The organism is Bradyrhizobium sp. BRP56, assembly GCF_020194035.1.
Classification (GTDB): Bacteria; Pseudomonadota; Alphaproteobacteria; order Rhizobiales; family Xanthobacteraceae; genus Bradyrhizobium; species Bradyrhizobium australafricanum.
The window spans coordinates 118,491-136,944 of sequence record NZ_JADYVV010000008.1; the positions used below are offsets into that span (position 1 = coordinate 118,491).

Genomic DNA, 18,454 nt, shown 5'->3' on the forward strand with positions numbered 1-18,454 from the left:
ACGGTCGCCTAGTGACGCAGGACGGGGTATCCATTCACATAAATCCAGTCCGTGGCCTGGGCCGGCACGTGGCAACCCTGGCAATCGGAATGGTAGTCCGTCGAGGTGGTCTTGAGCGGCTTGTCCACGTCGAACCACGACCATCCCCACCCGTCGCCCCACAGCGGGTTGCCGGGATGCGTTCCCTTGCTGTCTTTCACCATGACGAACCAGCCCTTGAGCTTGTCGGCGTGGCTTACTGTGCCGGTGGTCATCTCGTTCGTCGAGGTTTCGAAGACCTCCTTCACCAGAACGGCGCCGTCCGGGAAGTGTCCCGTCTTCCGGTAGGCGTCGATCGCCCCCGGGGATGCGTAGACGGCGTGGATTTCTTTCGAGCCCTGGCCGCTGTCGGCGGCGATCGCCCAGTTGCCGAGTGCCTGGTAGAGGGTTCGGTAGTCTGCCGGCACGCGCAGGTGCCCGGCGGCGTCCACCACGTTCGCGGTCGGACCGGCTGGAGCCGCTCCGCTGATCTGCGCGAGTGCGGCCACGGTGGCGGCGACCAGCGAGACGGCGACAGCCAGGCCGACAGTGCTCGATAATTTCATGGGGGGTCTCCTTTGCTGCCCGCGCACGGCACGGCGGCTCGGCGCAATCGTTTTGATCCTTGTCGAGGCGACCGCGTGTGCTCGGCCGGCCCAGTGGACCTCAGGATCGGACGCAGCCGACGAAATTAGAAATTCCCTTTGGACATGCATTCGATAGGCATGGGGTATCGTCTAGAAGCGTTGTGTGCGCGTGCGTCCCGTCGGTCTGCGGCCAGCCATCGAGGAGCGCGCTGTCGCCTCGGGGCATTTCAACCCGGCTTATTGCCGGATTATCCCGGATGTCGCTCTCCACCTCCTGCCTTCCTCAGTAGGACGTGGAAGCGGCCCGGCGCAGCGAGGCCAAGATCTGCGCGGGCTCCTCCCGTATCGTGAAGTCGGGCTCGACGGACGCGCTGCGGATCCGGCCTTCTGCGTCGATCACGTAGGTCGCGGGAATGGGCAACATCCACACCGGTGACCCGTGCCGGGCGCCGAAGTCAAAGCCTAGCCTGGAATAGTGCGCTTTGGTCTCATCGGGCACCCGGAACAGCACGCCATACGACATGGCAACGCCGTAGTCGACGTCGGAGAGAACCTTCAGGTTCAAGCCCAGGTCTCGCATGAGCTGCCGCGGGAAGTCCCTCGTCTCGGGTGTCACGACTGCGAGGGTCGCGCCGACGCTCTCGAACTCATCCTTCGCGGCCTGGAGGGCGCAGAGCTCAGCGGTGCAGAACGGGCACCAGCCGCCTCGGAAGAAACTCAGGACGAGGGGTCCGTTGCGGCGCAGCTGTTCGGAGGAATGGAGACGGCCGTCAGCGTCCGGCAGGAGGAAGTCCGGCGCTTCGTCTCCGACCTTCAACGCGTGCGATGCCACGTCTGTATCCCGCAGCCAGCCCACGAGGTGGTTGTATGACTCCCAGTCCGCGGCGCTGAACGTCGTGAACAGCTCGGTGCGAATCCGGGCGAGTGTCTTGTCGGTCTGGTTTGGCATCGGTGAGGCGTCATCAGGCTGAGGATCGATTGGCTGGAAGCGGTCGGCCGCCGGCGTGCGTGTCGTGGTCATGCGGGCGCCTTCGCCATCTCCGGCACCGCGGCGCGCGGTACACGCCGGTCGGGGACTTCGAACGACCAGTCGCGAAGCCGCGCGACCTTGACGAAAGCGTCCAGCGCCGGTGAGTAGCGGCGCCCCTGCACAGCCAGTAGCCGCACCTCGCGCGAAACCGGGTCGCCTTCGAGCGGAATGGTCTTGAGCGTCGGAAGGCGCGGCATGTGCTCGGGCGCCAATATCACGCCGAAGCCGGCGGCGGCCATGTGCTGCAGGTGTGAGTCGTGACCGCTGCAGTGGCCGAGGTTAGGCGGTTCCTCGGGGAAGTACGACCGCTGGATCTTCGGGGCGACGTCGCATCCAGCGCGCTCCAGCAAGACGGTCTCACGGAGGTCGTCGATGCCGATGGAAGGACGGTTGGCGAGGTGGTGTGTCGGCGCGAGAACCGCGACATAGCGCTCCTCAAACAGCAACCAGTCGTCGATGCGGTCGGGCATGTCCCCCACGTCCCCGACCATTGCGGCGTTGATCTCGCCCTCAAGCAAGAGGTCGACGAGCTTCTCCGCCGCGCCCTCGCGCAGTTCGACGTGAAGTCCAGGGACGAACTTTGCGATCTCCGCGATCGGATCGAGGACGAGCGACGCCGAGATGGATGGGGCGAGGCCGATTTTCAGTGGCGCGACGTCCTTGCGTTGGAACTCCTGGGCCCGGCGACGCACCGCCTCTGCCGAGGCCAGGGTGCGCTCCAGCATCGGAAGGACTTCCTTTCCAAGGTCGGTGAGTTGAGTCAGCTGGCGTTCGCGGTAGATCAACTGGCCGCCGAGCTCCTGCTCGAGCTTCTGCACCCCCTTGGTCAGGGCGGGCTGCGTGACATTGCAATGTTCGGCGGCGCGGGTGAAGTTGAGCGTGGACGCGACGGCGAGGAAGTAGCGAACCTGATGAAGCTCCATGGGTTGTTCTGTTCTCCGTCAAGGTGCGGCTGTCGATACTGACGAGCCTTCACTCGACGACGTGTCGGGCACGTCGCAATCATGGGACGTAGATGTAACTTGCGTGCACGGGTTGGAACGGCTCGGCCTATTGATTTGGACGCACGGACACGTTTTCAGGAACTTCTGAGAGCCGGGCCAGTGCGCTGCGAGGTGGGCGAGAACCGCACGGGCCGCCGCGCCGCGTGTACGCGATCGCAAGGCATGATCGTCAGCGCTGAGATCAATCGTTCGACAACAAGCGGAGCAAGCCCCAACGACAATTCGTCAACCGCCAATACGTCTGGGCGAGCCATGATCCGAAGAACCTACTTTAGGCGGGTTGGCGCCATCCGCTGGAAGGGACCACGATTTGGCTGGCTCTTCCCGAAGGCGCGGTGTCAGCCGTGGATGGTCTCGCCGCCCCCGGCATCTGCGTAGTACTGAGGCGCCTCGCGACGGTCGTATTTCCCGTAGTCGCGGACGATCCGTACTCTCCGGATCCTCGCCTTGTCATTCGGCGCGGAAGCATCCTCGTAGGCCTGCGCCGCAGCAGCGTCCTTCCAAGATATGAGCAAAATCAGGTCGCCAGGCGCCAGCATGGCGTCGAAGATGTCCCAGGACGTGCTGTCGGCAGCCCACGGATTCAGGCCGAGCCACTCGGCGCAATCGTAGGGGTTGTTGGTCTGCTTCCACTCCGCGGGGCGCGTCGCGTTGATCAGCGTGACCGTCGTTCCCTCCCCTACTTCGGTCTCGTCGAGCCGCTGCTCCGTGAGTGCGTACCCCGCGGGCACCTGGTTGTCGGCAGTGATCTGGCCTACGCGGAGGTGATAATCTGCGAGGATTTCGTCGCGGCCCTTCTGCTGGGCCTCGTGATGGCGCATGCGGGTGCGCCAGCGGACGAGCGACTTCTCATCCCGCCAGTTCGAAACCGAAAGGATCCAACCCTCGCGGATCAGGCTCTTGTAGCGGATATTGTCGACGAAGCCCTCGACCTGCTCCAGCTCGGGGCGCAGCATCTTGGCGTTGTCGAAGTAATCATCCCAGTTCTCTTTATTGAGGAGAGCTTCGAAAATCACTGAAAACATGGTCGTATCCCGCTTCTGGAGTGCTGCGTATCCTTGCATTCATCGCCGCCGTGATCGCCGCAGGCCGCACGAATAATCTGGCGCTTGCGAAATTACCCTCGCGCGAAGTGAGAGGGATCATCTCTCAAGCGCCGTAGCGTTCGGTCTTGATCGCCCCGGCTTCCAGTCCCAAGGCGAGCGCAGCGTCCGCCGCGATGTCGACGAAGGCGTTCGACCCGCACACGAAGGCGCAGCCGGGGGACACAGGCAGCCGCCCCGCGACATCAGCGACCATCCTGCCGTCGATCCGCCTGCTGAAGTCGGTGCGGCGCAGCGCCGGCTCGCGTGTCAGAGCCAAGGCGAGCACGAAATCGGGAAGCGAGCTCTCGAGCTCGAGGAGTTCGTCCCTGAACAGCACGTCACCCCAGGTCCTGGAGGAGAGCAACAGCGCGACAGGCACTGGCTCTCCGCGAGCCTTCCGATGCCGGATCATCGCCATGAGCGGCACGACGCCGGAGCCAGCACCGATCAAGAGAACTGCTTTGTTGGAAGGCCCCGGCCAGAGAAAGTGTCCGCCAAGCGGCCCGCGAAGCTCGATCATGTCGCCTACTTGGGCGACGTCGTGGAAGAACGGGGAGACCTCGCCGTCCGGGAGGCGCTCGATCGCCAGCTCGATCACCTTGGACTCGTTCGGGACCGAGGCGATCGAGTAGCTACGCATGGCAGTGTAGCCGTTGGGCGCAGTCAGCCGCACGTCAACGTGCTGTCCGGCCGTATAGTCGAACGTTTCGGAGAGGCGGAGAAAGTAGCTCTTGATAGCCGGCGTTCTCGCCGCGATCTCAACAATCGCACAGCTCTGCCATCGCGCGGTTGCGGCAATCGCTTCAGTCATTCGTGTATCGCTGCTCATTCCACGGATCGCCGTACATGTGGTATCCGCGCAGCTCCCAGAAGCCGGCCTCGTCGCGCTCCGTGAACTGAAGCCCGTTGACCCACTTCGCCGACTTCCAGAAGTAGAGATGCGGCACGAGGAGACGCGCCGGCCCCCCGTGGTCGCGCGGCAGCGGCTGACCTTCGTACTTGAGCGCAACCATCGCCTTCCCCGTTGCGAGGTCGGCGAGCGGCACGTTGGTGGAGTATCCGTCGTAGCAATGTGCGAGTGCAAACGGAGTGGGTGCGCCAAGGCCAGCCTCGGCGAGGATGTCGTCGACGGCCACGCCCTCCCAGACGGTGTTGAGCTTCGACCACGAGGTGACGCAGTGGATGTCTCGCGTCATCTTGGTTCGTGGGAGCTCGTTGAACTCCGACCAGCTCCACGCTTTGACCGGACGAGGTCCGACCTTCAGTGTGAAAGTCCAGTCCGCGGGCTCGATTCGCGGCGTGGGGCCGGCGGTAAGCACCGGGAAATTGTCGACGAGGTGCTGTCCCGGAGGAATCCGGTCCGATAGTTCTGATCCGGATTGGCGGCCTGCGAAACCACGAGTGACCATAGCGGACTTCCTCCGTTGACGAGTGAAAGGAACATTTGGCGCGGTCGCGCGCGGCCGGCGCCCGGGCCCGCGCGGGCGCACGGTCACGAACGCCACGCGCAGCGGTCCCCGCCCTAGGGAAACGTCAGGCCGAAAGCGGCCGGATCGGGCTGCTCGCCTTTCCGGGGGACCAGGAAGCGCTCCAGCCCACCCGGCACGAAGCTGAGCAGCAGGGTGGCCTGGTCGCCGACCACCTCGATCGTATGCGGCACACCGCGGGGAAGAGCCGCGTAGGCGCCCGGCCCCACCTCGACACGGGCATCGCCGACCCGCGCGATTAGCTTCCCCTGCACCACATAGAGCAGTTCGTCCTCGCGCGTGTGGGTGTGCAGCGGCGGCTCCTCCCCGGCCCGCACGGTCCACAGGACAGTGCCATATTCGCCTCCGGACTGGTTGCTCTCCACTTTCATCTCGACGCTCGAGCCCCCGCTCGAGGTCACCGTCTCGCCGCCGCGCGGCGCCGTGAGAACCGGCTGCTTCACTGACATTTGTAGCCTCCTGATTGTGGACCCTTGTTCGGGTGTCGGAGTGGCGACGAAAGGTTGCCGCTCACGCTCGTCAACATGGAATTGCGCGCGGCGAATGGGAAATGACGTCACGCCATGAACTCGATAGCCGCGCGTTATGATGGGTAGGCGCGTGAACATCTCTTCGCGGTCACCGAGAGTTCCGCTCGGGCGAGTGCTCGCAGACGGAAGCGCCGCACTCCTTCCGCAGCGGCGCCAAGCATCTCTCAGCCATTCCCGATAACGGTCGGCTATCGACTCCATGGCGAGAGGTGATTTTCCTTCAGACCGTCATGGACTCAATCTTCGAGCTGTAGTCGCCCGCCCTCATGTGCGGGCCGAAGTCGGCGTTCCGTTGAACGATCGCAAGCCAGGAGATCCGACATGCAGATCAAAGAGACACCCCACGTTTCCTTCCCCGGCCTGGTCGAGGGCCCTTCGCTGGAGGATGTCGTCGTGCTCGCGGACAGCGCCGGCGTCGCGCTTGGCGTACCGCGCGCATTCGGTGCGAGGGTGCGGAGCGTCCGCAATGACCGCAGCGGCTTCATCGCGTCCAGGTGCGTGGAGATTCCGCTCGTCGGGCGTGACGGCGAGATCTCCGGGGTCCTGTACCGGACCGCCCCACGGTCCGACACGCGCGGCGTGTTCTCCTCCCGCGGGCCGCAGGGGGCGGGGGCGAACGGGGACGTGGCGCAGTTCGTGGTCCACGACATCAACAACCTTCTCGCTGTGATCGGCAGCGGCCTGCGGCTACTTGAGTGCCAGAGCGACGCCGCATACCGAAAGGCCATCGTCAGCAAGATGCAGCACGCGATCACGCAAGCAGCCTTGCTCAGCCGTCAGTTCCTAGACGCTGCGCGACCACGCGCCGATTCGATCGGCGGGTTCGTCGCAGGCGTCCGACTTGCAGCGCTGGCGGGCGCGCTGGACCAGGCGTCGCGCCTCGACATCACAGTCCGCACCGATATCGCTTCTGATTTGTGGGATTTCGACGCTGGCCCGGAGGAGCTGTACTTCGCGCTGCTGAACCTCTACCGAAACGCGGCCGATGCGATCCCGGACGGCGGCGCGATTACCGTCGCGGCGCGGAACGTCGAACCGTCCGCCGGCGCGGCCCGCGGATTCGTCGAGATCGTCGTCGCCGACGACGGGGAGGGCATGACCGAGCAGGTCCTCTCGCAGGCGTTCACCCCTTACTTCACGACAAAAGCCGCTGGCAGCGGCACGGGCCTCGGACTCGCCCAGGTCCAGCGCTTCGCCGAAGGGCGAGGCGGCGCGGTCGGTATAGAGAGCAGGCTGGGTGCCGGCACACTCGTGCGCCTCTTTCTCCCGCGCGTCGGCGACGCGGCAGTCCCGAGCAACCTCGCCGGCAGGGAGATCACCTACACGCCGTCACCCAGCGGCGGCGCATTCCACATCGTCAACCCAGCGAAGGCTGCGCCGACGTCGTAGCCAGCGCGAACACCTGGAGACCGATTCAGCGATGGAGCTCATGATTCCGCCCGGCCGCCTCGACCGTCCGGTCGACCACCAGACGGACCACGTGCTCGGCCCCACCGATGCCGAGATTACGCTCGTCGAGTACGGCAGCTACGCGTGCCCGCACTGCAGGGCCGCCAACGAGCGCATCGCGCAAGCGCGCGACCAACTCGGCGATCGCGTCTGCTACGCCTTCCGGCACAGGCCGCTCCCGGACAACAGCCTTGCCTTTCGGGCTGCCGAGCTCGCTGAGCTTGCCCAGACGCCCGAGGCGTTCTGGTCCGCGCACATCAAGCTCATGACGAGGTCGATGCAGCTCACAGAGGACGACCTCGTCGCGGTAGCCTGCGACCTCGGCGTGGACGCCGATTTCGCACTCAGCGACAACGATGCCGTGCGGCACGCGAGGGCGAGGGTGGAGGCGGACATCGCAAGCTCGCGCGCAAGCGGCGTGAGGTTCACGCCGACCTTCTACATCAACCGCCGGCGCTACGACGGGCCCTGGGACGAGAGCTCTCTCGTCGACGCGATGCTTGGCACACTCGGGCACCGTGTCCGCACGGCGGCCCTGGACTTCGCGAGCTGGGGACCATCCGCTGGCATTTTGCTGGTCCTCGCGACCGCGGCAGCGATCGTCCTGACGAACTCTCCGATCGGGCCGGCGTTCGAAGCGCTCTGGCGCCAGGAGTTCGGTGTGAGCTTGGGCGATGCAGCCTTTCGGATGCCCATCCTCCATTGGGTCAACGACGGCCTGCTGACGGTGTTCTTCCTCGTCGTGGGGTTGGAAGTGAAGCGCGAGATGACGGTCGGCCACCTCGCAAGCCGCCGCTCCGCCGCGCTTCCGATCGCGGCCGCGCTCGGCGGCATGGTCGTGCCGGCGCTTATGTATGCGCTGGTCATCCCTGCGGGACCGTGGTCGCACGGGTGGGGCGTTCCGATGGCGACCGACACCGCGTTCGCGATCGCCCTGATCGCCGTGATGGGCGCTCGCGTCCCCGTCGAGATGCGCATCTTCCTCACCGCCGCGGCCATCGTCGACGACATCGGTGCGATCGTGGTCGTCGCTGTGTTTTACCCCGGCGATATCCATCCGGGCTACCTGGCCGCGGCTGCGGCGGTGGTCGTTGCGCTGGCGCTGCTGAGCCGGTCGAGGGTCTACCTTCTCTCGCCTTACATCCTGCTGGGCATCGCGTTGTGGGCGTTCGTCTACGCGGGCGGTCTCCACGCGACGCTGGCCGGTGTGGCGCTTGCGCTCTTTATTCCGACGCGGCCGCCTGCCGACCTGGCCGCCCTGATGACGCAGGCCAGCACCATCATCGCCTCCGAGGCCCGGCACGAGGGCGAGGTTCTCAGGCACGGCCCCTCCACTCCGGCGCTGCACGCGCTCGACGCAATCTATGACAGAATTGAATCGCCCGCCGACCGGCTGCTGCGGCACGCCGGCGCGCGGTCGAGCTACGCTGTCCTCCCTATCTTTGCACTGGCAAATGCGGGTATGGCGATCAACCCGGGTGTCTTCGTTGGGCATGGCTGGCTCATGGCCGCGATCATCGCCGGCCTCGCCATAGGAAAGCCGCTCGGCGTGTTCCTCGCGGCCGCCGCGGCCGTGCGCGCAGGCATTGCTGTCAAGCCGGCGGAATACACGTGGCGGCAGTTGGCCGGGGCGGGTGCCCTCGCCGGCATCGGCTTCACGATGTCGCTCTTCATCGCCGGGCAGGCGTTTCCAAGCGCCGCCGACTTCTCGGCCGCCAAGATCGCCGTGTTTGCCGCGTCGATTCTTTCGGCCGTCGTTGGGACTGCCCTGCTCTGGGGAGCTTCGCGCCAGGAACCGATCGAAGAGGCGCCGCAGAGCGCCGGCATGCAAGTATCATAGGCCGCCGGGGTTTGTGCGGATCGTGAATGGAGGGCTTTCGATGATTCTACCTACCGGTACGACAGTAGCAGTCGCTGACGGCGAGACGATGCGCCTGTTCCACAATACAGGCGTGAAGCCTGGCGTGCATTTGGTCGAGATCACGGCGGCTCTGCCTGCGCCCGCGCACTCAAGCTCGGGTGCGCGTCATCACACCGGCTCTGCCAACCCCGACGGCAGGCGGCTCATCGAGGACGACTTCGCGGCAGCGACGGCCGCGTTCCTGAACAAGCTCAGCCTGGACGGGACCATAGAACACCTGGTCGTTGTCTCCGATCCCAGGACCCTGGGGGAGATGCGCAAGCACTACCACCGCGACCTGAGAGGCAAGATCATAGGCGAACTCGCGAAGGACTTCAGCCGGCGTCCGCTCGAGGACATTGCCTCACTGATCGCCGACGCCTGACGCGCCTCTCGAAACGGCTCCCGGCGCAGGCCTGTTTAGTCATAACCTGCGAATAGCGGCTGCGACCGATACTGAAGACAGCCCCCTTAGAAGCGAACGAGCCGGTCGTTGCTCATTCGCCACCCTCGCGACAACCGCTACCAGCAAGCGCACGAAAATCGTAGAAAATCGTAGTTCGGCGTACAAAATCGTGCAAATGGCGGAGAGAGTGGAAGTCGAACCTACGAGCCAGGCCGTTCGGCGGTCGGGATCGGAAGCTCGGCCAACCGCACCAGTTTCGCACCAGAAACGATCCCTCCAAGAGCGATAAACGCGGCCAACCATCACAAAAAATGCTGAAAAATCAACGGCCGCATCCCTTGTCCTGCCGCTCATAACGGTCTGGTTGCAGGTTCGAGTCCTGCCGGGCCCACCAGCAAATCAACTGTAAGTTCGTTATCGCAGCTTGCCGAGCCACAGCGCGGTGAGCGCCGAGCGATTGCGCACGCCGAACTTGGCGTAGATCGACTTGACGTGGAAATGCGTGGTGTTGGGACTTTGGTCAAGCTTCTGCGCGATCTGCTTTTCCGTGTGCCCGTCGAGCAGTGCGAGCAACACCCTGCGTTCAGCAGGTGTCAGGGGTGCATTGGCGATGAGCAGGCCGTGGCTGAGCAGTTGCTGACGGTGAAACCATCTCAACCCGCGCATCACGAAGCCCAGACGCTGGCCGTCCTGTGCCGAGAAGCGAGGGGCCTCCGCATCGCGAAATACGAACAGGCGAATCCTCACGTCGTCATTGAGCGCAATGCGCACGGAAATGCTGTCGGCGAAGCCGACGTCCAAATAGTGCCGCCGATAGTGCTCGCCCTCGAACCATTCCGGCGGCAGCGCTTCGAACAGCAGGCGGACGCGGAACGGCTCATCTCCTGACATGGAAAGGATCTGAGACAGGTCGACGTCGCGGGACCAGAGCGTATCGAACTGCTTCTGCACGGATGCTGCCACCGCCGGTATCGGGTCCAGCACCCGGACGAGGCGCGGACGCCAACCGAGCAAGGGATCGGCCCGCTTCGGCGAAGGCAATCGCACGACCACACCCCATAGCACATTGCGTGCCGACAACATGGTACGCAGTGCGGCTAGCAGATGTGTCAGTGCGGCGTCGCCGTCGCCGACGGAGAACTCGGCCAGCCGATCCCAGAGTGCATAGACATCTTGATTCTGCGGATTGGTGGAATCCGTGGATAGATACATGTCCCCCCCGAAACGAGTGCGCAGGTCACCGACCTTCGAGCAAGCATAGGAGACACCGGACCACCTTTCTAGGTAGTTCCCAGACGCATCAAGTGGCGAGATATTCAGTGCGGGTGTTGGGAAGACTGGCCTTCTCACCGTCACGATATTCGGAGATTAACGATGCGCACAGCAACGGGCGCGCGCCGGCTTGACACGCCAGACGACGGCCGGACGGAGCGGCGGTGGCGTCTCGGCTTTTTCATCGCCCTATTATGCGCCGTTTTGATTGCACTCGCGGCCTTCGCGCAGGAGCAACCTGCTAAAGCGTTGATCCGACCCACTGGCCCGCTGCCGGCGATCAACATTCCCTGATCGAGGCGCTGTTGGCGCACCATTTGCCAACTCCTGGAGATCATCATGCGCGCCGCTGCAGTTGCTGCGATTGCAAACGCTTTTGTCCGGGTATTCCCCGCATCGTCATTGCAGGCAAACGTCCTCAAGCAGACCGGGTTGTTCTGTGGAGCCGCCCTCTTGGTGTGGCTGCTGTCGGTGAGTTATGGGCTGGATCTCAGTGCCGGATTCTTCTAGCCGATCAGCATCTGATTTTTGCGTTTGCTTCGGTATCCAGGCCCGTTGAGCCACAGGTGCAGGCGTCGTCGCGCTCTTCACGGGCAAGTTCATAGAAAGACGCGGAAATGCGCTGCTCAGACGTTTTGCTCTGCGGCTCGAAGTCCTGGGTTGAAGCCGCCGGCTATCTCGCATCTCTTCTCGTCTTCGCCACGTTTTGCATGAAGACGATGCTCCAGCTCAGGATCACGGCCATCTTGAGCAATGTCGCGTTCATCGCATACGCGTTCTTCGACGGCTTGTATCCAATCCTCATCCTTCACTCGGTTCTGCTGCCTCTTAACGCCGTCCGAACAGTCCAAATGCTCCGCGTCAGGCGAATTGTGGAGCAAGCATCCAAGGGCAAATTCACAACCGAACCGCTATGCCCGTTCATGGTTGCAGGTTCGAGTCCTGCCGGGCCCAGCAATAAATCAATGGCTTGGCACTCACGATCGCCGGATATCCTGTCTACTCCACGCAAAAAAGATGCCGCGCCCGAAGGACACGGCAAGTTTCAGGGAGGGTGAACCGGCAGACTTCCGGTGCATGCCTGAGACCCCGGCCCATCGTCGGTCAGGGCGCAATCTGAAAATCAGCGGCCGCCCGCCACGGCGGTCACCATTTCAATGCGGCCGTGCGCACGGGATGATCCCAGAGCGCGGTGAACTCGCTGTCGAGCAGGCTCACGGTGAGCGAGCAGCCCGCCATGTCCAGCGATGTGACGTAGCTGCCGACCAGCGAACGGGCGATGCGCAGGCCTCGCTCCTCGAGCATCCGGCGCGCCGCGTTGTACATCAGATAGAGCTCGATTGTCGGCGTGCCGCCGAAACCGTTGACGAGCAGCAGCGCCTCGGAGCCCGCGGGCGCCGCGAGATCGCCGGCGATCGCTGCCGTCATTTCCGATGCGATCGCATCGGCCTCCGCGAGCTTGACGCGGCGGCGGCCCGGCTCGCCGTGAATGCCGACCCCCATCTCTATCTCGTCCGCGCCGAGCGCGAAGGTCGGCGTGCCCGCGGCCGGAACGGTGCAGCTGGTCAGCGCCACGCCCATCGAGCGCGTCTGTGCGTTGACGCGCTCGCCGAGCGCCACGCAGGAGGCGAGATCAGCGCCCTTCTCGGCCGCGGCGCCGACGATCTTCTCGACAATCAACGTGCCGGCGACGCCGCGCCGCCCGATACTGTAGGTAGACTTCTCGACCGCGACATCGTCATCGGTCACGATGGTGGCGATACGACCCTCGGCGATCTCGGCTGCCATCTCGAAGTTCATGCAGTCGCCGGCATAGTTCTTGACGATGAAGAGAACGCCGGCATCGCCCGCGACCGCCTGTGCGGCCTCGACGATCTGGTCCGGCGTCGGCGAAGTGAACACCTGGCCGGGACAGGCGGCATCCAGCATGCCGTAGCCAACGAAGCCGGCATGCAGCGGCTCGTGCCCGCTGCCGCCGCCCGAGACCAGAGCGACCTTTCTGCCGTTCAGCTCGCGACGTCGAACGAATTTGCGCTCAGCACCGAGCACGACCAGATCGGCATGTGCAGCCGCGAAACCATCGAGGCTTTCGCCGAGCAAGTTGTCGACCGCATTGATGAATTTCTTCATGATGTCCTCCCCGCTTGGTCCGTTCGGCGTTTTCGCCTATTTCTCCCGCATGATGCCAATCAGGCGCCGCGTGAACTCCTGGAGCAGCGTGTCGAGCTCGGCATTGCGCTTGGCGCTGCCGAGATCCGGCAGATGCAGCGTCAGCGTCCGCTCATGCGATCCTTCGCTCAGCCGGCCGACGCGGCGCGGATGCGCGCGCGCATAGGCGCGCAAGAAGGCAGCCTTCGCCTGTGGCGGGAAGTGGCAGACATCGAAGATCGTGTTGAGATGCTGCACCGGGATCGGCACGGGATAGGCGGGATTGCTGATCTGGCTGACGAAGCTGCGGTTCTTTCCCATGGCATGGGCCAGCCGCAGCCGCATGCCGGACGGGCGGCTCTCAAGGACTTCCTTGAAGATGCGCTTGTAGACTGCGACCGCGCCGGCTTCGGGCGCGTCATCGGCCGCCGTGTCAGCCAAGGCCGCCTCCGCTGCTCAGCCGGTCGATGGTGTGCTTGATCTGCGCCAGCGCCGATGCATTGACGGAGAGTTCGCGCAGGCCACAATTCAGCAGGGCCGGCAGGCAGCGCGGATCACCGGCCATGTCGCCGCACAGGCTGACGCTGATGCCGGCGCGGCGGCCGTGCTCCGCGGTCCGCGCGATCAGTTCGAGCACTGCGGGATGCAGAGGGTCCACCAATGGGGCGAGAGCTCCGTTGGAACGATCGCAAGCCAGGACATATTGCGCGAGATCGTTCGAGCCGATCGAGAAGAAGGCGGCCTTGAAGCTAGATACCGCAAGGGCCGCCGCCGGGACTTCGACCATGATTCCCAGCTCGGGAAGCATCGCGGCAATACCGTCCGCCTGCAAGCGCTGCACGACATCGGCGAACAGCTTCCGTCCCGCCTCGAGCTCGTCCGCCGATGTGACCATCGGGAACATGACCTTGAGATTGCCGCGCACCGCGGCCCGCGCCAGCGCGCGGAGCTGAACCGCAAAGATCTCGGGCCGGGCGAGGCACAGGCGCAGGCCGCGCACCCCGAGGAACGGATTGGCTTCGCCGTCCACCGTGAAGCCCGGCACCGGCTTGTCGCCGCCCGCGTCAAACGTGCGAATGGTGACCGGTCGCCGGTCTGCCCAACGCAACACCGCATCGTAAGCCTGAAACTGTGTCTCTTCGTCGGGCAGACTACCGCGCTCCGTCAGCAGGAACTCGGTGCGCATCAGGCCGATGCCGTCGGCATATTGCGCGTCGGCATGCTCGAGATCTTCGACGCGCTGGATATTGATGAAGAGCTTGATCCGCTCGCCGCGCCAGGAGGCTGTCGGCCGCCGCAGGATTGCGCGCGCGGATGCCCTGCTCTTGAGATGGCTGTCGCGCCGCTTCTCGAAAGTACGGATCTGTTCGGCATTGGGATCGAGTTCCAGCGTCGCGCCTTCGCCGTCGAGCAACGCCATGGTGCCGATGTCTGGAATTGAACCGAGCTGCACCACCATCGGGATGCCGCGCGCGCGCGCCAGCATCGCGACATGGCTGGTCGGGCTGCCGCGCAACAGCGCCAGGCCGCCGCCGCCGGACCAGTCAATCTCGAGGAATCGTGATGGCGGCAGATCGTCAGCGCAGACCACGCCCCCGCTCGGGACCTTCAGCGGCTGCCCCTGGTCGCCGCGCAGAATGTGGACCACGCGGTCGCGCAAATCCGCAAGATCGGAGGAACGCGCTTTCAGATAGTCGTCCGGTGCGGAATTGTAGTCGGCGATGTGCGCGTCGAGCGTCGAACGCCATGCGATATCGGCTGGACGTCCCTCGCCGATCGACGCGAAGATCGTCTCGATCAAATCCTCGTCCTCCAGCAGCGCAACCTGGAATTCGAGAATCTGCGCAGCTTCGCCGCCGGCGCTGGCGGCAAGATCCGCGATCTGGCCACTCGCGACGTCGATCGCATTGCGCAAGGCCAGCGCCTCCTCGACCAGTGTGCCGGCCACACGCTCGCCGGCCGCGCCCGCATCGACACGGACGAACGGGCCATGGGCAAAGCCGATCGAGGCGGTCCTGCCGCGGTAGGCCAGCCCTGCAGCGCCGCCCTGCATGCTATGGTGCTCCATCCGGAAAATCGCTCGCGATCAGATCGACCAGCGCCGCGACCGCGATCTCGGCATCGCTTCCAGAGGCCTTGATATCGATCGTGCTGCCATGTGCCGCGCGCATTGCCATGATCTTGGCCACGCTCTTGGCATTGATCCATTCCGGCGCGCCCGCGACCCGCACGGAGATCTGAGCCTGGAACTTCTTGGCGAGCTTGGTCAGCTTGACCGCGGGGCGCGCATGCATGCCAACTGCGTGCACCAACCGCACATTGCCGGTGAAGATCTGTTCGTCCGCTTTATCAAGCATGCTCATCATCCATCGTCGCTTCGCCGCTGCCTCAATCGGCAGAGAGTTCCTCGGCCACGGCCCTGACCTGGGCCAGCGAGCTGCCGCCCGCAGCTTCCGTCGCCGCCATGACGGCGCCCTCGACGATCGGCGCGTTGCAGACGACAACGAGATCACGCCGCGCCGGCTCCAGCATTTCGACCGCCATTTCGCTGTTCGTCTCGGCGCCGCCGAGGTCGACAAGCACAGCAACGCCTTTCGACGACCAGGCATCGTTGATGGCGTCGATGATCAGCGGCACGCTGGTGCCGAGACCACCATCGGGATTGCCGCCGCAGAAGGCGACCTTGACCTCGCTGCCGACCATCTGCCGCACCATGTCCGCGGTTCCCTTGGCGATATCCCGGGAATGCGAGACGATCACGATCCCTACAGTATCGGTCATTGCCGCGCCTCCAGGCCAGCGCACACAGCGTGCAGCAGAACGCAGCTCGATCGTGCCCCGGGATCGACATGACCGACGCTGCGCGCACCGAGGAACGACGCCCGGCCCTTGGTGGCTTGCATCGGCACTGTGCGCTCAACCGCTTCAGCCGCGGTGATGCGCACCCGCTCGATCAGATCGGGCTGGCCGGCGCCCGCTTTCAGTGTCTCCAGCACCGGAACGAGCACATCGAGCATCGTCTTCTCGCCGGCCTGCGAGCGGCCGCGCGCGCTCACCGCGTCCACTCCGCTACCGAACACGTCGGCGAGATCGTCGGGCAGGTGTTTGTCTTGCGACAGCGCCTCGCCCGCGGCGAGAAAGAAACTGCCATAAAGCGGGCCGGAGGCGCCGCCGACCGTCATAACAAGGGTCTTGCCAATCGCCTTGAATGCCTCGTTGAGCGGCTGCGCCGAGATGGCATCGAGCTTGCCGAGCACGGCTTCGAAGCCGCGCTTCATGTTGGTCCCGTGGTCGCCGTCGCCGATCGCCTGGTCCAGGCTCGTGAGCTCCGGCGCGCTGGCGATAACCTGCTCGGCGGCCGCCTTGAGCAGCGACTTGAATGTCTCCGGTTGCACAGACATCTATCTGAACCTCTCGCTCCCCTATTGGACCATCGCGCCGATGCGTTGCCCCGCCCGGTCGAAACACAGCGGACGCACCAGTTGCAATTCAACCTCCTGGCCGGCCCGCAGCGGTTGGTGCGGATCCGCCAGCGTCACCAGCGTTTCGCCCTTATAGTCGAGGTGAACGTGATTCTGCTCGCCGAGATGCTCGACGCGATGCACCCGGCCGACCATCTGCCCGCCGTTGCGCGCGGCGATCTGAAGGTGCTCGGTGCGGATGCCGACCGTCTCCGTTTCCGGCGGTATCGCCACATCGGACAGCAGCCGTGCGAGCACGAAATTGATCTGGGGCGTCCCGAGCCGCGACGCGACGTAGCTGCTGGATGGATTTTCGTAGATCTCCCTCGGCGTGCCGAGCTGAAGCAGCCGGCCGTCCTTGATCACGCCGATCCTTGACGCCATCGTCATGGCTTCGACCTGGTCGTGGGTCACATACAGGATGGTCGCGCCGAGCTCGAGCTGGATCCGCTTCAGCTCGAGGCGAAGCTCGGCGCGAAGCTTTGCATCCAGCGACGATAGCGGCTCGTCCATCAGATAGATCGAGGGATCGCGCACCAGCGCGCGGCCGATCGCGACCCGCTGCATCTCACCTCCCGACAGGCGGGTGGCGCGATTATTCAGCTTGCTGGCGATATGCAGGAGCTCCGCGGTCTGCTCGACGCGCTTGCGGATCTGTGGCTCCGGAACGCGCCGCGCCGGAGAGCGCAGCGGGAACGCGAGGTTGTCATAGACCGACAGATGCGGATACAGCGAATATTGCTGGAACACGAATGCGATGTCCCGTGCACCCGGCGGATCATGCGTCACGTCGCGCCCGCCGATCATGACCGAACCGGCGTCGGGGCTCTCGAGCCCGGTGATCAGCCGCAGCGTCGTGGTCTTGCCGGCACCGCTCGGCCCGAGCAGGACGAGGAACTCACCGTCGTTCACCGTCAGTGAGAGGTCGCGCACCGCCTCCACCGCGCCGAAGCGCTTGCTGATGTTGCGCAAGCTGACGTCAACCATGGCGCCCTCCCTCCTCGCCGGCGGTCCTGATTGCAAGGCCGCTGCCGGCATCGAACAATGAGAGTCGACCGGAGTTGAATTCGAGGCCGACGGTCTCTCCGATCCGCACCGAGGCGCTCGACGGCAGCCGCGCCGCAACCCGTCCATAGGCGGTGTCGATTGTGACGATCTGCGTCGTGCCGAGATATTCCGCGCCGAACACCTCGCCGCGAACGGATCCGGCGTCGGTGAATCGAATATGTTCTGGACGAATCCCGAGGGCCAGCGCGGCGCTGGCGCGGTCCTCGCGGATCTCGGGCACCACGAGCCTGGTGTCGTGAAAATTGATCGCCCGGTCACCAAATCGCAGCCCGCCCTCGAAGCGCAGGAAGTTCATCGGCGGCGAGCCGATGAAGTCCGCGACGAACATGCTGGCGGGCCGGTCATAAACCTCCTGCGGCGTGCCGATCTGTTCCACGCGCCCCTTGTTCATGATCGCGATCTGGTCGGCCATCGACATTGCTTCGAGCTGGTCGTGAGTGACATAGACCGTGGTCGCCTTGATGCGATCGTGCAAATCGCGCAGCTCGCCGCACATCAGATGACGAAACTCGGCGTCGAGCGCGCCCAGCGGCTCGTCCATCAGGAAGGCCTTCGGGCGCCGCACCATGGCTCGCCCGAGCGCGACACGCTGGCGGTCGCCGCCCGAGAGCTTCGATGTCTTGCTCGACAGCAGATGCTCGATCCGCAGCATCCGCGCGGTCTCCTGCACCCGCTCGCGAATCTCGTGCCGCGCCATGCCCTGGCACTTCAGCGGGAAGCCGATATTCTGCCCGACATTCATGTGCGGATAGAGCGCGAACAGCTGGAACACGAACGCGATATCGCGGGCGGCGGCGCGGTGGAACGTGACGTCCTCCCCGTCGAGCAGGATCTTGCCCTCGGTCGGCAGCTCGAGGCCGGCAATCATGCGTAAGGTGGTGGTCTTGCCGCAGCCGGAAGGGCCGAGCAACGCAAAGAAAGTACCGTCGTCGATGGTGAAGGTCGACCCTTCCACCGCGGTGAACTGATCGAACGACTTGCGAAGATTTTCGATGCGGATCTGAGCCAT

Annotated in this window: 22 protein-coding genes; 5 read left to right on the plus strand and 17 right to left on the minus strand. The window is 64.7% G+C overall.

Annotation, left to right across the window (positions count from 1 at the left end):
* Positions 1 to 8: 8 nt before the first annotated feature.
* The 7 genes from I6F38_RS08310 to I6F38_RS08340 form a co-directional block, all read right to left on the minus strand.
* Positions 9 to 584 carry a cytochrome P460 family protein gene (locus I6F38_RS08310; RefSeq protein ID WP_225159922.1) on the minus strand — a complete coding sequence of 192 codons (576 nt, stop codon included), beginning with the start codon at positions 582 to 584 and terminating at the stop codon, positions 9 to 11.
* Between the two features lie 304 nt (positions 585 to 888).
* Positions 889 to 1,626, minus strand: coding sequence for a peroxiredoxin-like family protein (locus I6F38_RS08315; protein WP_225159923.1), 738 nt, complete (start codon positions 1,624 to 1,626; stop codon positions 889 to 891).
* Positions 1,623 to 2,558 (minus strand): LysR family transcriptional regulator, encoded by a 936-nt coding sequence (locus tag I6F38_RS08320; RefSeq protein ID WP_225159924.1) that lies wholly within the window; start codon positions 2,556 to 2,558, stop codon positions 1,623 to 1,625. The genes I6F38_RS08315 and I6F38_RS08320 overlap by 4 nt, the downstream gene beginning before the upstream one ends.
* Positions 2,559 to 2,977: 419 nt before the next feature.
* The gene (locus tag I6F38_RS08325) at positions 2,978 to 3,664 is read right to left on the minus strand and encodes an antibiotic biosynthesis monooxygenase (protein WP_225159925.1); all 687 of its coding nucleotides are present in this window, start codon (positions 3,662 to 3,664) and stop codon (positions 2,978 to 2,980) included.
* A gap of 124 nt (positions 3,665 to 3,788) precedes the next feature.
* Positions 3,789 to 4,535, minus strand: a complete 747-nt coding sequence (locus I6F38_RS08330) for a ferredoxin reductase (protein WP_225159926.1) — start codon at positions 4,533 to 4,535, stop codon at positions 3,789 to 3,791.
* Positions 4,528 to 5,133, minus strand: a complete 606-nt coding sequence (locus tag I6F38_RS08335; protein ID WP_225159927.1) for a sulfite oxidase-like oxidoreductase — start codon at positions 5,131 to 5,133, stop codon at positions 4,528 to 4,530. The genes I6F38_RS08330 and I6F38_RS08335 overlap by 8 nt, the downstream gene beginning before the upstream one ends.
* 113 nt (positions 5,134 to 5,246) lie before the next feature.
* Positions 5,247 to 5,660: a cupin domain-containing protein gene (locus I6F38_RS08340; protein ID WP_225159928.1), complete on the minus strand. Its 414-nt coding sequence runs from the start codon at positions 5,658 to 5,660 to the stop codon at positions 5,247 to 5,249.
* 402 nt (positions 5,661 to 6,062) lie between these two features.
* On the opposite strand from I6F38_RS08340, the gene I6F38_RS08345 reads away from it, so the two are divergent.
* From I6F38_RS08345 to I6F38_RS08355, 3 genes are read left to right on the plus strand one after another with little or no spacing between them, the layout of a single operon-like run.
* On the plus strand, positions 6,063 to 7,130 hold the full coding sequence (locus I6F38_RS08345; RefSeq protein ID WP_225159929.1) for an ATP-binding protein: 1,068 nt from the start codon (positions 6,063 to 6,065) through the stop codon (positions 7,128 to 7,130).
* 31 nt (positions 7,131 to 7,161) lie between these two features.
* The gene (gene nhaA / locus I6F38_RS08350) at positions 7,162 to 9,030 is read left to right on the plus strand and encodes a Na+/H+ antiporter NhaA (RefSeq protein WP_225159930.1); all 1,869 of its coding nucleotides are present in this window, start codon (positions 7,162 to 7,164) and stop codon (positions 9,028 to 9,030) included.
* 40 nt (positions 9,031 to 9,070) lie between these two features.
* Positions 9,071 to 9,475 (plus strand): host attachment protein, encoded by a 405-nt coding sequence (locus I6F38_RS08355; RefSeq protein WP_225159932.1) that lies wholly within the window; start codon positions 9,071 to 9,073, stop codon positions 9,473 to 9,475.
* A 435-nt stretch (positions 9,476 to 9,910) separates the two neighbouring features.
* Here the strand turns inward: I6F38_RS08355 and I6F38_RS08360 are convergent, their stop codons facing one another.
* Positions 9,911 to 10,708 (minus strand): helix-turn-helix transcriptional regulator, encoded by a 798-nt coding sequence (locus I6F38_RS08360; RefSeq protein ID WP_225159935.1) that lies wholly within the window; start codon positions 10,706 to 10,708, stop codon positions 9,911 to 9,913.
* A 162-nt stretch (positions 10,709 to 10,870) separates the two neighbouring features.
* On the opposite strand from I6F38_RS08360, the gene I6F38_RS08365 reads away from it, so the two are divergent.
* Together I6F38_RS08365 and I6F38_RS08370 are read left to right on the plus strand one after the other, a co-directional pair.
* Positions 10,871 to 11,062, plus strand: a complete 192-nt coding sequence (locus I6F38_RS08365) for a hypothetical protein (RefSeq protein ID WP_225159937.1) — start codon at positions 10,871 to 10,873, stop codon at positions 11,060 to 11,062.
* A 45-nt stretch (positions 11,063 to 11,107) separates the two neighbouring features.
* The gene (locus I6F38_RS08370; RefSeq protein ID WP_225159940.1) at positions 11,108 to 11,278 is read left to right on the plus strand and encodes a hypothetical protein; all 171 of its coding nucleotides are present in this window, start codon (positions 11,108 to 11,110) and stop codon (positions 11,276 to 11,278) included.
* A gap of 116 nt (positions 11,279 to 11,394) precedes the next feature.
* On the opposite strand, the gene I6F38_RS08375 is transcribed toward I6F38_RS08370, so the two are convergent.
* From I6F38_RS08375 to I6F38_RS08415, 9 genes are all read right to left on the minus strand, one after another.
* Complete coding sequence (locus I6F38_RS08375; RefSeq protein ID WP_225159942.1) at positions 11,395 to 11,580, minus strand: hypothetical protein; 186 nt, start codon at positions 11,578 to 11,580, stop codon at positions 11,395 to 11,397.
* Between the two features lie 334 nt (positions 11,581 to 11,914).
* Complete coding sequence (gene dhaK / locus I6F38_RS08380; protein ID WP_225159944.1) at positions 11,915 to 12,898, minus strand: dihydroxyacetone kinase subunit DhaK; 984 nt, start codon at positions 12,896 to 12,898, stop codon at positions 11,915 to 11,917.
* 36 nt (positions 12,899 to 12,934) lie between these two features.
* Positions 12,935 to 13,357 (minus strand): hypothetical protein, encoded by a 423-nt coding sequence (locus I6F38_RS08385; protein WP_225159946.1) that lies wholly within the window; start codon positions 13,355 to 13,357, stop codon positions 12,935 to 12,937.
* Entirely contained in the window at positions 13,350 to 14,984 is a 1,635-nt protein-coding gene (gene ptsP, locus I6F38_RS08390; protein WP_225159947.1) for a phosphoenolpyruvate--protein phosphotransferase, read from the minus strand. Before ptsP ends, I6F38_RS08385 begins: the two co-directional genes overlap by 8 nt.
* Entirely contained in the window at positions 14,971 to 15,273 is a 303-nt protein-coding gene (locus I6F38_RS08395) for an HPr family phosphocarrier protein (RefSeq protein ID WP_225159948.1), read from the minus strand. The genes ptsP and I6F38_RS08395 overlap by 14 nt, the downstream gene beginning before the upstream one ends.
* 31 nt (positions 15,274 to 15,304) lie before the next feature.
* Positions 15,305 to 15,697, minus strand: coding sequence for a dihydroxyacetone kinase phosphoryl donor subunit DhaM (dhaM, locus tag I6F38_RS08400; protein ID WP_028163196.1), 393 nt, complete (start codon positions 15,695 to 15,697; stop codon positions 15,305 to 15,307).
* Positions 15,694 to 16,317 (minus strand): dihydroxyacetone kinase subunit DhaL, encoded by a 624-nt coding sequence (gene dhaL / locus I6F38_RS08405; RefSeq protein ID WP_057021013.1) that lies wholly within the window; start codon positions 16,315 to 16,317, stop codon positions 15,694 to 15,696. The genes dhaM and dhaL overlap by 4 nt, the downstream gene beginning before the upstream one ends.
* Before the next feature lie 21 nt (positions 16,318 to 16,338).
* A complete protein-coding gene (locus tag I6F38_RS08410; protein ID WP_225159949.1) occupies positions 16,339 to 17,364 on the minus strand; it encodes an ABC transporter ATP-binding protein in 1,026 nt (341 codons plus the stop codon).
* Positions 17,357 to 18,454 (minus strand): ABC transporter ATP-binding protein, encoded by a 1,098-nt coding sequence (locus I6F38_RS08415; protein ID WP_225159950.1) that lies wholly within the window; start codon positions 18,452 to 18,454, stop codon positions 17,357 to 17,359. Before I6F38_RS08415 ends, I6F38_RS08410 begins: the two co-directional genes overlap by 8 nt.

Bases quoted from the DNA above. Each gene is read 5' to 3' on its own strand.
- I6F38_RS08310 (WP_225159922.1), bottom strand. From the start codon at position 584: ATGAAATTATCGAGCACTGTCGGCCTGGCTGTCGCCGTCTCGCTGGTC.
- I6F38_RS08315 (WP_225159923.1), bottom strand. From the start codon at position 1,626: ATGACCACGACACGCACGCCGGCGGCCGACCGCTTCCAGCCAATCGAT.
- I6F38_RS08320 (WP_225159924.1), bottom strand. From the start codon at position 2,558: ATGGAGCTTCATCAGGTTCGCTACTTCCTCGCCGTCGCGTCCACGCTC.
- I6F38_RS08325 (WP_225159925.1), bottom strand. From the start codon at position 3,664: ATGTTTTCAGTGATTTTCGAAGCTCTCCTCAATAAAGAGAACTGGGAT.
- I6F38_RS08330 (WP_225159926.1), bottom strand. From the start codon at position 4,535: ATGACTGAAGCGATTGCCGCAACCGCGCGATGGCAGAGCTGTGCGATT.
- I6F38_RS08335 (WP_225159927.1), bottom strand. From the start codon at position 5,133: ATGGTCACTCGTGGTTTCGCAGGCCGCCAATCCGGATCAGAACTATCG.
- I6F38_RS08340 (WP_225159928.1), bottom strand. From the start codon at position 5,660: ATGTCAGTGAAGCAGCCGGTTCTCACGGCGCCGCGCGGCGGCGAGACG.
- I6F38_RS08345 (WP_225159929.1), top strand. From the start codon at position 6,063: ATGCAGATCAAAGAGACACCCCACGTTTCCTTCCCCGGCCTGGTCGAG.
- nhaA (WP_225159930.1), top strand. From the start codon at position 7,162: ATGGAGCTCATGATTCCGCCCGGCCGCCTCGACCGTCCGGTCGACCAC.
- I6F38_RS08355 (WP_225159932.1), top strand. From the start codon at position 9,071: ATGATTCTACCTACCGGTACGACAGTAGCAGTCGCTGACGGCGAGACG.
- I6F38_RS08360 (WP_225159935.1), bottom strand. From the start codon at position 10,708: ATGTATCTATCCACGGATTCCACCAATCCGCAGAATCAAGATGTCTAT.
- I6F38_RS08365 (WP_225159937.1), top strand. From the start codon at position 10,871: ATGCGCACAGCAACGGGCGCGCGCCGGCTTGACACGCCAGACGACGGC.
- I6F38_RS08370 (WP_225159940.1), top strand. From the start codon at position 11,108: ATGCGCGCCGCTGCAGTTGCTGCGATTGCAAACGCTTTTGTCCGGGTA.
- dhaK (WP_225159944.1), bottom strand. From the start codon at position 12,898: ATGAAGAAATTCATCAATGCGGTCGACAACTTGCTCGGCGAAAGCCTC.
- ptsP (WP_225159947.1), bottom strand. From the start codon at position 14,984: ATGGAGCACCATAGCATGCAGGGCGGCGCTGCAGGGCTGGCCTACCGC.
- I6F38_RS08395 (WP_225159948.1), bottom strand. From the start codon at position 15,273: ATGCTTGATAAAGCGGACGAACAGATCTTCACCGGCAATGTGCGGTTG.
- dhaM (WP_028163196.1), bottom strand. From the start codon at position 15,697: ATGACCGATACTGTAGGGATCGTGATCGTCTCGCATTCCCGGGATATC.
- dhaL (WP_057021013.1), bottom strand. From the start codon at position 16,317: ATGTCTGTGCAACCGGAGACATTCAAGTCGCTGCTCAAGGCGGCCGCC.
- I6F38_RS08410 (WP_225159949.1), bottom strand. From the start codon at position 17,364: ATGGTTGACGTCAGCTTGCGCAACATCAGCAAGCGCTTCGGCGCGGTG.
- I6F38_RS08415 (WP_225159950.1), bottom strand. From the start codon at position 18,454: ATGGCTCAGATCCGCATCGAAAATCTTCGCAAGTCGTTCGATCAGTTC.